Source organism: Herbiconiux sp. J20-20 (assembly GCF_057365085.1).
This window is the reverse complement of the sequence record NZ_CP195122.1, coordinates 16,706-28,676: the sequence shown is the minus strand read 5'-3', so window position 1 is coordinate 28,676 and position 11,971 is coordinate 16,706. Positions and strand designations below refer to the sequence as shown.

Sequence of the window (11,971 nt, the reverse complement as noted above, 5' to 3'; positions counted from 1 at the left end):
GCGCGAGCTGCGGACTACGGCGCGACCGAGATCGCGTCGAAGTGCCACACCGGCGTCGCGGTCTCCCCCTGGAGGGAGTCGTCACTCGCATAGCTCGCCGGGAAGGTGAGCGCGAAGCACACCGTCTGCTCGGTTCCCGGCAGGGTGGCCGTCGCGGCGGCGAGGTCGAACGTGGCCGCCCCGTCGCTGTCCAGCGCCGAGCCGAGAGCGACCAGCGTCGACGTCGCGTCGTCGGTGTAGTCGGTCGCGTTGCAGCTGGTGTGCGCGTCCATCACGACGGCACCATAGGTGAGCGCTGCCTCGAGACTGCTCGCATCCGAGGTGTCGGTGTCGGCGACGAGACTGAGCTCACCCCCGAGCGAGTCGACGGGCGTGCGCAGCCGCACGAAGCCGTAGACCGTGTCTCCCGGAGTGAGTGTCGCCGCCGCCGCACTGAAGTCGACGGTGTTGGCCGCCGGCTCGGTCTCGTGGTGATCCCACGCTGCCGCGGCGCCGACATTCTGCTCCACCTCGAAGGTGGACGCGGTCACCCCGGCGGAGCTGTCGACTCCGCCCGTGATCCACTCGACATCGGTCCACGCTGCCAGCGAGCCCGCGGCGATCCCTCCGCCCAGTACGAGCCCGGCAGAGCCGAGTGCGATGATTCTGTTGCGTGCGCGCGCTCGACGCGCCGTGATTTTTTGCCCCATGTCCTGACCCCCAGCGGTCGGTGATCAGGAACGCATGAAGACATGCCCCACGGAGTCCCTGATCTCCTAATGGGCCGGTCAATTACGACCGACAGCCCGGTTGGTAAGTCCGGGTACCTCCAAGGTAGACCGACCAGTCTGTTGAGTAAAGCTCCGCGTGACCCCGGTTCTGGGGGCAGAAATGTGAGGAAGGCCCGAGAATCAGACCGTGACGACCTCGGGGGTTCCGCTCTCACCCGGCGGCATCTCGGCGGCGAGACGGTTCGCCTCCTCGATCAGAGTGGCCACGATCTCCGACTCCGGAACGGTCTTGATCACCTCGCCCTTGACGAAGATCTGGCCCTTGCCGTTGCCGGAGGCGACACCGAGGTCGGCCTCCCGCGCCTCGCCGGGACCGTTGACGACGCAGCCCATGACGGCGACGCGCAGCGGCACGCTCATGCCCTCGAGCCCCGCCGTGACCTCGTCGGCGAGCGTGTACACGTCCACCTGGGCGCGGCCGCAGGAGGGGCAGGAGACGATCTCGAGCTTGCGCTCGCGCAGGTTCAGCGACTGCAGGATCTGCAGGCCCACCTTGACCTCTTCCGCGGGCGGAGCCGACAGCGAGACGCGGATGGTGTCGCCGATGCCCTCCCCCAGCAGGATGCCGAACGCGGTCGCGCTCTTGATGGTGCCCTGGAAGGCGGGGCCCGCCTCGGTCACGCCGAGGTGCAGCGGCCAGTCGCCTCGTTCGGCGAGCTGACGGTAGGCCTTGACCATCACGATCGGGTCGTTGTGCTTGACCGAGATCTTGAAGTCGTGGAAGTCGTGCTCTTCGAACAGCGAGGCCTCCCAGACGGCGCTCTCGACCAGCGCCTCGGGCGTGGCCTTGCCGTACTTCTGGAGCAGGCGCGGGTCGAGGCTGCCCGCGTTGACGCCGATGCGCAGGCTGACGCCCGCATCCTTGGCGGCCTTGGCGATGGCGCCGACCTGATCGTCGAACTTGCGGATGTTGCCCGGGTTGACGCGCACGGCGGCGCAGCCGGCGTCGATCGCCTGGAACACGTACTTCGGCTGGAAGTGGATGTCGGCGATGACCGGGATCTGGCTCTTCTTGGCGATGATGTGCAGCACATCCGCGTCGTCCTGGCTCGGCACGGCCACGCGCACGATGTCGCAGCCGGAGGCGGTGAGCTCGGCGATCTGCTGCAGGGTCGCGTTGATGTTGGTCGTGGGGGTCGTCGTCATCGACTGGACGCTGACGGGCGCATCGCCGCCGACGAGCACCTTGCCGACCTTGATCTGACGTGACTTGCGTCGCGGGGCAAGGGTCTCGGGGGCGGGCTTCGGCATCCCAATGTTCAGTGCAGGCACAGACCCCAGCCTACGGGTCGAAGCACAGGACTCGCTGTGGCGGGGTCGCGCGTTGCGACCCCGCCACCGCGCGCACCGCTACTCGGCCGCCGCGATGTGCGCGGCGAAGGCCGCATCGAACTCGGCGGGCTGTTCGAGGTGGGGCGAGTGCCCGCAGTCCTCGAAGACGAGTTCGCGATACGACCCCCCGGCCTCCGCGTAGCGCTCCAGCACCTCGCGGGTCTGGGTGACCATCGGCTGCGGCGGAGCGACGTCGGCGCCCGGCCAGCCGGGAACGACCCCGACCTGCCCGAGCATGTTCAGGTCGAAGAACGACGCGTCCGAGACGATCGCGTCGGCGGTGCCGCGCACCCACAGCACGGGCGGCTTGTTCGGCAGGTCGACGATCGCCGTGGTGTCGAAGTGGTCGGGCGACATCGTGTTGAGCACGCCGCGACCTCCGGGCGCGAAGCCGGGCCAGGCGTCGACGACGCGCGCGTCGCCCGGGTAGTTGTCGACGCCGGTCTTGGTGGTCAGCATCGAGGCGACCCAGAGATCTTCGTGCTCGATGCTCTCCGGATGCGCGACGTACGCGGCGCGGTAGACGGAGCGCGGCGAGGTCTGCTCGTCGGCGCTGGTGTCGCCCGCCTCCAGACGGGCGACGAAGTCGGGGTTCGCTCCCCCGCCGCCGGTGCCGGCCGCCTCCGCGTCGAGGCGCTTTCCGCCCGCGCCGGTGCCACCGAAGCCGTAGGGCGAGATCGGCGATTCGAGCGTCATGCTCGTCACCAGGTCGGGGCGGTCGAGCACGAGCTGCATGACGACGCCCGCCCCCATGCTCCAGCCGAGCACGTGCGCGGCGGTCACGCCGAGCGCGTCGAGCACGCTCGCGACGTCGTCCGAGAAGTCGCGAACGCCGCGCGTCGCGTCGACCGGAAGGGTCTGGCTCTCGCCGAATCCGCGCAGGTCGATCGCGAGGGCGCGGTACTCGGCGGGCAGCGCCAGCATGGTCGGCTGGAAGAACAGCGACGACGACACGTTGCCGTGGATGAGCACGACGGTGGCGGATGCCTCCCCGGCCGCGGCGCGCTCCAGCACGCGCGCGGTGAGGCGCGGGGTCGTCACATCATGGGCGACGATTCCGTCGAAGAGGGACTGCGACATCAAGGAACTCCTTTGTTCTCGAGGGCGGTGCGGGGATCTACGCGGTCAGGTCGACGCGCAGCTCGGGCTCGGTCGCGGCGCGCACCTCGTCGACGGTGACGCCGGGGGCGAGCTCGCGCAGCACGAGGCCGTCGGGCTCGACATCGATGACCGCGAGGTCGGTGATGATGCGGTGCACGACCGCGCGCCCGGTCAGCGGAAGCGAGCACTCCCGCACGATCTTGGCCGAGCCGTCCTTGGCGACGTGCTCCATCAGCACGATCACGCGCTGGACGCCGTGCACCAGGTCCATCGCGCCGCCGGGGCCCTTGACCATCTTCCCGGGGATCATCCAGTTGGCGAGGTCGCCGTGCTCAGAGACCTGCATCGCGCCGAGGATGGCAGCGTCGATCTTGCCGCCGCGGATCATGCCGAAGCTGGTCGCGGAGTCGAAGAACGCGGAGCCGGGCAGGGTCGTCACCGTCTCCTTGCCCGCGTTGATAAGGTCGGCATCGACCGCGTCCTCGCTCGGGTACGGGCCGACGCCGAGGATCCCGTTCTCGGACTGGAGCACGACGGTGCGCCCCTCGGGCAGGTAGTTGGGAACGAGCGTCGGGAGCCCGATGCCGAGGTTGACGTAGGCGCCGTCGGGCAGCTCCAGCGCGGCCCGCGCCGCCATTCCGATGCGATCCAGGGGCATCTCAGGACTCCTTCGTCGAGCTCACGGTGCGCTTCTCGATGCGCTTCTCGATGTCGCCGCCGACCTCGAGGATGCGCGAGACGTAGACGCCGGGCAGGTGCACCGAGTCCGGGTCGATCTCGCCGGGCTCGACGAGCTCCTCGACCTGCACGATGCAGGTGCGTCCAGCCATGGCGGCGAGCGGCGAGAAGTTGCGGGTCGCCTTGCGGAACACGAGGTTGCCGTGGCGGTCGCCGCGCCAGGCGTGCAGCAGCGCGAAGTCAGTCGTGATCGACTCCTCGAGCACGAAGTCGCGCTCGCGCCCGGCGTACATCATCCGCCGCACCTCTTTGGCCGGCGAGGCGACGGCGATGGAGCCGTCGGGGGCGTAGCGACGCGGCAGTCCGCCCTCGGCGACCTGCGTGCCCACGCCGGTCTGGGTGAAGAACGCGGCGATGCCGGAGCCTCCGGCGCGCAGCTTCTCGGCGAGGGTGCCCTGCGGGGTCAGCTCCAGCTCGAGCTCGCCGCTCAGATACCGGCGCTCGAACTCCTTGTTCTCGCCGACGTAGGAGGAGGTCATCTTGCGGATGCGGCCGGCCCCGAGCAGGATCCCGAGCCCCCAGTCATCGACGCCGCAGTTGTTACTGACGATGTCGAGCTGATCGGCGCCCTGCTCCAGCAGCGCTTCGATGAGCGCCATGGGCGCCCCGCTCAGACCAAATCCGCCGACGGCGATGGATGCCCCGGAGGGAATATCGGCGACCGCTTCGGCGGCGGTCGCGACGGTCTTGTCGATGCTCATCCCCTGCTCCTTGCGTGTGTCTCGGCGATGCGACGCGCGACGAGGTCGGCGACGGCGTCGGCGCCGCGCTCTCCCATGACGATCGTGTAGTGGTTGACCTCGGCGACCTCGTGGATCTCGATCTTCGGCAGCGCGGCGCGCCAGCGCTCCATCTCCGAGTCCGGGTACAGCGGCGGAACCTGATTCAGAAGTCCCCGCGGTGCGCGCACGAAGTCGACGCCGATCGGCAGCGCGGCGAGCGCCGCGGCGTACTCGGTGTCGCCGTCCAGCTGCAGCGAATCCTGCTGCACGGCCTCCAGACGTGTCGCGGGGTGCAGGCTCGGCGCCTCGCCGACGAGGTCGTAGTCGATGTACTGCTCGATGGTGGGGCTCCACTCGGCGGCGAACGCGGGGTGGTCGCGCCAGTAGGCCCGGTAGGCCGCGTGGTCGGGGAAGGTCATCGACAGTCGCGCGGCCGCGGGACCGATGAGCGCCGCCGCGAGCTCGTCGTCGCTGATGCCCTGGGGTCGAGGAATCGGCAGTCCGCCGTCGACGAGCACGAGTCCGGTCACCCGGTCGGGGTGGCGCCGCGCCAGCTCGACGGCGACGAACGCGCCCATCGAGTGCCCGACGACCAGACAGCTCTCGACCTCGGCCGCATCGAGCAGCGCCGCCAGATCGTCGGCGTGCTGCGGCATGCCCCAAGGCCCCGGGAGCCCGCGGCTGCCGCCGCGACCCCGGAGGTCCGGCGCGATCAGCCGCGTGCCGGGGAGGCGTTCCGCGACGAGCGGCCACGCGCGATGCGAGGCCGTGATTCCGTGCACCGCGAGCACGGGCGTGAGAGGCTCGGCGCCGTGGCGCCACTCCCCCGCCGCAAGCTCCCCGCCGCGCACCGGCGCGGTGAAGGGTCGGTACCCGGTCATCGCGCCGACCACCCGCCGTCCATGGTGTGGCTCGTGCCGGTCACCATGCCGGCGGTCTCGCCGCACAGCCAGACGACGAGGTCGGCGACCTCGGAGGGCTCCAGCAGTCGCTTGATCGCCGACTCGGTCAACATGACCTTCTCGACGACCTCGGATTCGGGGATGCCGTGCACGCGCGCCTGGTCGGCGATCTGCTTCTCGACGAGCGGCGTGCGCACGTACCCGGGGTTGACGCAGTTGCTCGTGACGCCGTGCGCGGCGCCTTCGAGGGCCGCGACCTTCGAGAGCCCCTCCAGGCCGTGCTTGGCGGCGACGTAGGCCGACTTGAACGGCGAGGCGCGCAGGCCGTGCACCGAGCTGATGTTGACGATGCGGCCGAAGTTCTGCGCGTACATGTGCGGCAGGCTCGCGCGGATCAGCAGGAACGGCGCCTCGAGCATGATGCGCAGCATGCGCGCGAAGAACTCGGGATCGAAGTCCTCGATCGGGCTGACCCGCTGGATTCCGGCGTTGTTGACCAGGATGTCGGCGTCGAGGCTGAGCTCGGCGAGCGCGGCCGTGTCGGCGAGGTCGACCTGCCAGGCCGTTCCGCCGATGTCGCCCGCGACGCGCTCGGCGGCGGCCAGGTCGATGTCGGCCACCGTGACGCGCGCGCCGGCCGCGGCGAGCGCGCGTGCGCAGGCCTCGCCGATTCCGCTTCCGCCTCCGGTCACGATCGCGTGGCGTCCGCTCAGTGGCGCGGTCTGCTCGGTCATGGTGTCGCCGTCCCCTCGGTCTTGGGTGCCGTCAGGGCGCCCCGAATGAAGCGCATCATCTCGTCGAAGACGTGGTCGGGAACCTCGGAGGTGCCGCTCGCGGTGGGATCGGCGTCGTCGCCCGCCGCATCGCCGTCGCCCCAGAGCACCCAGCGCATCCCGATCATCTCGCCGACGCCCATGAGCGCCCAGGCAGCGACGACCGGATCGACGTCGCTGATCTCGTCGGCGGCCTGCGCCGCGGTGAGGCCCTCGATGTAGCCCTCGACGATGCGCGTGTAGTGCAGCCGCAGCGAGCGCGGTGAGACGAACTCGGCCTCGCGAATGATGCGGTAGAGCGCCGGGTGCTCGGCCGTGAAGCGGAAGAAGGCCCGGAAGCCGGCCCGCTCGGCCTCGAGGCGCCCGACGGCACCGCGCGCGCCCTCGCTCATCGCGAGTCGGACGCGGTGGTTGAGGTCTTCGACCAGCTCTTCGAAGATCTGCAGCTTGCTCTCGAAGTACAGGTAGAACGTGCCCTGGGCGACCCCGGCGCGCTCGGTGATCCGCACCACGGAGGCGTCGGCGTAGCCGACCGCCGAGAAGACGTGCTCGGCGGCCTCGATCAGCTTGGCCCGGGTGCGCGTGCCGCGCGGGGTTCGCGGCGGCGTGATCGTCATGGCCGGCGCTCCGCGTCGGCGTCGGTCGACGCGGCCGGATCCCGTGATCCGAGCACGCTCTCGGCGAGCCATTCGGCGACGAGCGCGCGCCGCAGTGTCTTGCCGGCCGCCGAGCGCGGGATCGCGGTCACGAAGCGGACCTGCTTGGGCACCTTGAAGCGGGCGAGCGCTCCTTCGCAGTGGGCGAGCAGGTCGTGCTCGTCGGTCGCGACACCGGGCCGCGCCACCACCCAGGCCACCGCTACCTCGCCCCACGTGTCGTCGGGCACGCCCGCGACGGCCACATCGGCCACCGCGGGATGCTGGAACAGCACGCTCTCGATCTCGGCCGGGGCGACGCTCTCGCCGCCCGTGATGAAGATGTCCTTCAGCCGGTCGATGACCCGGTAGTAGCCCTCCGAGTCGCGTCGGGCGAGGTCGCCGGTCGCGAGCCAGCCGCCGCGCATCGTCGCGGCGGTCTGGGCCGGGTCGCGGAAGTAGCCGGCGAAGACCCCGGGGCCGCGCACCAGCAGCTCGCCGGAGCCGGGCCCGGTCACGTGCTCCCCCGTCACCGGATCGGCAAGCGCGACCTCGACGTGCGGGTACGGCTTGCCGGCGGAGCCGACCTTGCGGCGCGCGTCCTCATCAGGCAGGCACAGCACATTCGGCGCCGCCTCGGTGAGCCCGTAGCCCTGGGTGAGCGCCACGCCGCGGCCGTGCCAGACCCGCAGCAGAGGCTCGGGCATCGGCGCGCCGCCGACGATCGCGTGCCGCAGGCTCGTCAGGTCGGTGGTCTGGAAGGCGGGGTGCTGCGCCAGGAACAGGTAGTTGGCGGGCACGCCCATCATCGACGTGATCTGGCGGTCCTCGATGAGGTGCAGCACACGGCCCGCGTCGAAGGTGCGCTCCAGGACGACGGTCGCGCCCATCCACCAGGCCAGCAGCGGCTGGATGTTCCAGCCGCCCACGTGGTACTGCGGCATGACGGCGAGCACGACGTCGGAGCTGGTCAGCTCGGCGGTGCGCGAGAGCGACAGGTTCGTCCAGAAGCAGTTCGCGTGCGTGAGGATCGCCGCGCGCGCCCGGTCGAGGGTGCCCGAGGTGAAGATCAGCAGCAGCGCGTCGTCGTCGCGCACGGCGCGGCGGGTGACGGGATCGGCGGTGCGACGCACCGGCGGGACGATCGTGCGCTCGATGCCGGTCATTCCGAGGGCGCCCACCGCGAGCGGGTTCGCGAGGCGCTCGCGCGCCGCCTCGGCGACCGAGGCGAACTCCTCTTCGACGAGCAGCAGCGCGGGGTCGGCGAGGTCGAGCTGCTCCGAGAGTTCGCGCGGCGAGAGCCGCCACGACAGGGGCACGAGCACCAGCCCGGCCTTCGCGCAGGCGAAGAACAGCACCACATGGTCGGCGCTGTTGCCGGTGATCGTCGCGATGCGGTCGCCGACGCCGTAACCGTTGTCGAGCAACGCCGCGGCGAGCGCGGTGGCGCGATCCTCGAGCGCGCGATAGCTGAGCACGACCCCGCGGTCATCGATCGCGACCCGATCCGGGGTCGCCAGCGCACGATCCGCTGTCCACCGCCCGAGCGTGTGCAGTCCATCGCCCTGGTTCACGAGACCTCCTCGAGCTCGTCGCGGTCCTTGCGGAGCGAGCCTCGACCGGAGACCGCGGTGCGCGCGATCCCGGCGATGCCCCCGGGCAGGAACAGCACGACCAGGATAAACAGGGTGCCGAGGATGAACAGCGGTTCCGACAGCGGGATGCGGAGGATGTCGGGCAGCCCCGCGATCGCGTCAGAGCCGGCGAGTGAGGTCAGCCGCTGGTCGAGCAGCGTGTAGATGATGCCGCCCACGATCGCACCCCAGCGCGAGCCGACGCCGCCGAGCACCACGATCACGAGCAGCGTGAGCGTGAAGTCGGCCGAGGTGGCCCGCGGTGTCGCGCCGCTCTGCAGCAGCAGGTAGGCCATGCCGACGAGCGCCGCGAGCGCCGAGGCGAGCACGAACGCGGCCAGCTTGATGATGATCGGGCGCAGGCCGATCACGCGCACGCGCAGCTCGTTCTCGCGCGTCGCCGCGGCCACTCGGCCGCCGCGCGACTTCTCGAACCAGAGCACCGCGAGGTAGACGACCACGAGCAGCACGAGCGTCAGCCAGTACAGGTTGCGCGTGTTGAGCACACCCACGAGGAAGTCGGGCACGTGCTCGATGTCGAGTCGGATGCCCTCCTCGCCGCCGGTGATCGCCGGGTTTCGGCGCACGATCACGTTGCCCGCCTGCGCGAACGCGAGGGTGACCATCGCGAACGAGATTCCGGTGACCCGGAGGCTCACCGCTCCCAGCAGCGAGGCGATCACGATCGCGGCGGCGAGCGCGAGGCCGACCGCGGGCAGCAGCTCGAGGTCGGTCTGCTCGAGCACGATGCCGAGGCCGTAGGCGCCGACCGCGAAGTACAGCGCGTGGCCGAACGAGAGCAGCCCGACGGTGCCGAACAGCAGGTGGTAGCTCAGCGCCAGCGAGGCGAAGAGCAGGCAGAGCGCGAGCAGCTGCAGCGTGCCCGGCGTGTAGCTGGCCCCCGGGAACACGCCCGGGATCTCGATCGCCAGCAGGGGCAGGACCGCCGCGAGGGCGAGGAACACCCCGCCGACCGCCCAGGGCAGCCACGAACGGTTCGCGGTGATGAATGCGCGCACGCGGTTCATGCCTTCCTCCCCAGCAGTCCGGACGGTCGCACGAGCAGGACGCCCGCGAGCAGCAGCACGACGACGAGGTCGCCCGTGCCGCCGAGATAGAAGTTCGCGAACTGCTGCAGCACGGCGACGATCACCGAGGCGATCGCGGCGCCCGCGAGCGAGCCGAGGCCGCCGATCACGGTGACGATGAACGCGAAGATCAGCAGCGATCCGCCGAGGTGCGGTGAGACGTAGCCGAAGTAGTGCGAGGCGAGCACGCCGCCCAGCCCGGCCGCGGCGCCGCCGATCGCGAACACGACCGTGAACGCCTTGCGCACGTCGATGCCGAGCGCGGTGACCATCGACCGGTTCTCGACCCCGGCCCGGATGACGAGGCCGAAGCGGGTGAACCGCAGGAAGAACACGATGCCGAGCAGCACGATCACCGCGGCCGCGATCAGGATGAAGCGGTCGTTGGGGATGCGCGCGCCGAGGATCTCGGTGGTCTGCGAGAACCACTCCGGCGCCGAGACGTAGATCGGGTCGGTGCCCCAGATGCCCTCGAACAGGGCGACGCTCGCGAGCGCGAGACCGACCGTGACGAGCACCTGTTCGATGTGCCGGTTGTACAGCCGCCTGATCAGCAGCAGTTCGGTGAGGGCCGCGACGAGAGCACCGACGAGTGCGCCGAGGATCACGGTGAGGAAGAAGGTTCCCCAGCTGGCGCCGTCGAGCCTCCGGGCGAGTTCGAAGCCCGCGAACGCGCCGAGGGTGAGGAAGCTGCCGTGGGCGAAGTTCAGCACGCCCATCAGCCCGTAGATCAGCGAGAGTCCGGAGGCGATCAGGAAGTAGAGCGCCCCGAGGCCGAGGCCCGTGATGAGCAGCAGGATGACGGTGCTCATGCGGCGTCCTCCGCCGAGTGCACGCCGAGCAGCGACATCGTTTTCTCCTCGTCGTCGAGCAGGGCGGCGGCGGGGCCGGCGAAGACGACGCGTCCCGCCTCCAGCACCACCACGGTCGCCGCCAGGCGGCGCACGACCTGAAGATTCTGTTCCACCAGCAGGATCGGCGTCGCCTCGGCCATCTTCTCCAGGGCGACGGCGACCTCGCTGACGATGCGCGGGGCGAGCCCCTTGGTGGGCTCGTCGACCAGCAGCAGGCGGTTGTCGTTGAGCAGGGCGCGCGCGAGCGACACCATCTGCTGCTGTCCGCCCGACAGCGTGCCGGCCTGCTGGGCAGACCGGGCGTGGATGTCGGGGAAGAGCTCGGCGACCAGTTCGCGCCGCGGCGCGCGGTCGCGTTCGGCGAGGCGCAGGTTCTCGGCGACGCTCAGGCTCGCGAAGACCTCGCGGTCTTCGGGCACGTAGCCGATGCCGCGCTGCACGATCCGGTGGGTGGGCTCTCGGTCGATGCGCTCACCGGCGAATTCGATCTCGCCGCTGCGCTCGATCAGACCGAGGATGCCTTTGACGGTGCTCGTCTTGCCGACGCCGTTGCGGCCAAGCAGGGCCGTGACTCCGGTCGACGGAACCTCGAGGCTGACGTCTTCGACGACCTGCTGCCCGGCGATCTGGGCGCGCAGACCCTTCACGCGCAGGATGGGCTCACTCACAGGGACTCCCCCAGGTAGGCGGATTGGACGGTGGCGTCGGCCATGACCTTGTCGGGCGTGTCGCAGGCGAGCACGCTGCCGTGGTGCATGACCGCGACGCGGTCGACGAGGCCGAGCACGACATCCATGTGGTGTTCGACCATGAGCACGGTGCGACCGCTCTGGTGCACGCCGCGGATGACTTCGACGAGACCGGCGACGTCGCCGGAGCTGACCCCGGCCATCGGCTCGTCGAGCAGGATGACCCGGGGCTCCTGCGCCAGCAGCATCGCGATCTCGAGCTTGCGCTTGTCACCGTGCGAGAGGACTCCCGCCTCGGTGTCGGCGTAGTCGGCGAGGCCGACCTCGGCCAGTCGCTGGCGGGCGATCTCGGTCGCCTGATCCCGCATGCGCGGGAAGCGGACGACCGAGAGCGCACCGCCGAGCTTGGATTGGGCGGCGAGCCGTACGTTCTCGAGAGCCGTCAGGCCGCCGAAGAGGCTCGACGTCTGGAACGTGCGGCCCAGACCGGCCCGTGCCCGTCGTGGGATGGAGTGCGACGTGACGTCGACCCCTTCGAGTTCGACGCGCCCCTCGGTGGGGACCATCAGACCCGAGATGAGGTTGAACAGTGTTGTCTTGCCGGCCCCGTTGGGGCCGATCACTCCGAGCATCTCTCCCTCGGCGACCGAGAGCGACACGTCATCGATGATGCGTGCGCCCCCGATCGAGAGGCCGAGGTGCTCGACGGTGAGCACGGGCCGATCTGTCATGA

Annotated in this window: 13 protein-coding genes; all 13 read right to left on the bottom strand. The window is 70.4% G+C overall.

Annotation, left to right across the window (positions count from 1 at the left end):
• Positions 1 to 14: 14 nt before the first annotated feature.
• The gene (locus ACR3ZA_RS00150; RefSeq protein ID WP_473658955.1) at positions 15 to 689 is read right to left on the bottom strand and encodes a SipW-dependent-type signal peptide-containing protein; all 675 of its coding nucleotides are present in this window, start codon (positions 687 to 689) and stop codon (positions 15 to 17) included.
• 201 nt (positions 690 to 890) lie between these two features.
• Positions 891 to 2,042, bottom strand: a complete 1,152-nt coding sequence (ispG, locus tag ACR3ZA_RS00145) for a flavodoxin-dependent (E)-4-hydroxy-3-methylbut-2-enyl-diphosphate synthase (RefSeq protein ID WP_473658952.1) — start codon at positions 2,040 to 2,042, stop codon at positions 891 to 893.
• A gap of 78 nt (positions 2,043 to 2,120) precedes the next feature.
• Positions 2,121 to 3,182 carry an alpha/beta fold hydrolase gene (locus tag ACR3ZA_RS00140; RefSeq protein ID WP_473658948.1) on the bottom strand — a complete coding sequence of 354 codons (1,062 nt, stop codon included), beginning with the start codon at positions 3,180 to 3,182 and terminating at the stop codon, positions 2,121 to 2,123.
• A 37-nt stretch (positions 3,183 to 3,219) separates the two neighbouring features.
• Positions 3,220 to 3,861 (bottom strand): 3-oxoacid CoA-transferase subunit B, encoded by a 642-nt coding sequence (locus tag ACR3ZA_RS00135; RefSeq protein ID WP_473658946.1) that lies wholly within the window; start codon positions 3,859 to 3,861, stop codon positions 3,220 to 3,222.
• A 1-nt stretch (position 3,862) separates the two neighbouring features.
• Positions 3,863 to 4,642, bottom strand: coding sequence for a 3-oxoacid CoA-transferase subunit A (locus ACR3ZA_RS00130; protein ID WP_473658943.1), 780 nt, complete (start codon positions 4,640 to 4,642; stop codon positions 3,863 to 3,865).
• Positions 4,639 to 5,544, bottom strand: a complete 906-nt coding sequence (locus ACR3ZA_RS00125; protein WP_473658941.1) for an alpha/beta fold hydrolase — start codon at positions 5,542 to 5,544, stop codon at positions 4,639 to 4,641. The genes ACR3ZA_RS00130 and ACR3ZA_RS00125 overlap by 4 nt, the downstream gene beginning before the upstream one ends.
• Complete coding sequence (locus ACR3ZA_RS00120) at positions 5,541 to 6,299, bottom strand: 3-hydroxybutyrate dehydrogenase (protein ID WP_473658939.1); 759 nt, start codon at positions 6,297 to 6,299, stop codon at positions 5,541 to 5,543. The genes ACR3ZA_RS00125 and ACR3ZA_RS00120 overlap by 4 nt, the downstream gene beginning before the upstream one ends.
• The gene (locus tag ACR3ZA_RS00115) at positions 6,296 to 6,955 is read right to left on the bottom strand and encodes a TetR family transcriptional regulator (protein WP_473658937.1); all 660 of its coding nucleotides are present in this window, start codon (positions 6,953 to 6,955) and stop codon (positions 6,296 to 6,298) included. Before ACR3ZA_RS00115 ends, ACR3ZA_RS00120 begins: the two co-directional genes overlap by 4 nt.
• Positions 6,952 to 8,547, bottom strand: coding sequence for an AMP-binding protein (locus ACR3ZA_RS00110; RefSeq protein WP_473658935.1), 1,596 nt, complete (start codon positions 8,545 to 8,547; stop codon positions 6,952 to 6,954). Before ACR3ZA_RS00110 ends, ACR3ZA_RS00115 begins: the two co-directional genes overlap by 4 nt.
• The gene (locus ACR3ZA_RS00105; RefSeq protein WP_473658933.1) at positions 8,544 to 9,635 is read right to left on the bottom strand and encodes an ABC transporter permease subunit; all 1,092 of its coding nucleotides are present in this window, start codon (positions 9,633 to 9,635) and stop codon (positions 8,544 to 8,546) included. Before ACR3ZA_RS00105 ends, ACR3ZA_RS00110 begins: the two co-directional genes overlap by 4 nt.
• Complete coding sequence (locus ACR3ZA_RS00100; protein WP_473658931.1) at positions 9,632 to 10,507, bottom strand: ABC transporter permease subunit; 876 nt, start codon at positions 10,505 to 10,507, stop codon at positions 9,632 to 9,634. Before ACR3ZA_RS00100 ends, ACR3ZA_RS00105 begins: the two co-directional genes overlap by 4 nt.
• On the bottom strand, positions 10,504 to 11,217 hold the full coding sequence (locus ACR3ZA_RS00095) for an ATP-binding cassette domain-containing protein (protein WP_473658929.1): 714 nt from the start codon (positions 11,215 to 11,217) through the stop codon (positions 10,504 to 10,506). The genes ACR3ZA_RS00100 and ACR3ZA_RS00095 overlap by 4 nt, the downstream gene beginning before the upstream one ends.
• Complete coding sequence (locus tag ACR3ZA_RS00090; RefSeq protein WP_473556174.1) at positions 11,214 to 11,969, bottom strand: ABC transporter ATP-binding protein; 756 nt, start codon at positions 11,967 to 11,969, stop codon at positions 11,214 to 11,216. The genes ACR3ZA_RS00095 and ACR3ZA_RS00090 overlap by 4 nt, the downstream gene beginning before the upstream one ends.
• Positions 11,970 to 11,971: the final 2 nt, after the last annotated feature.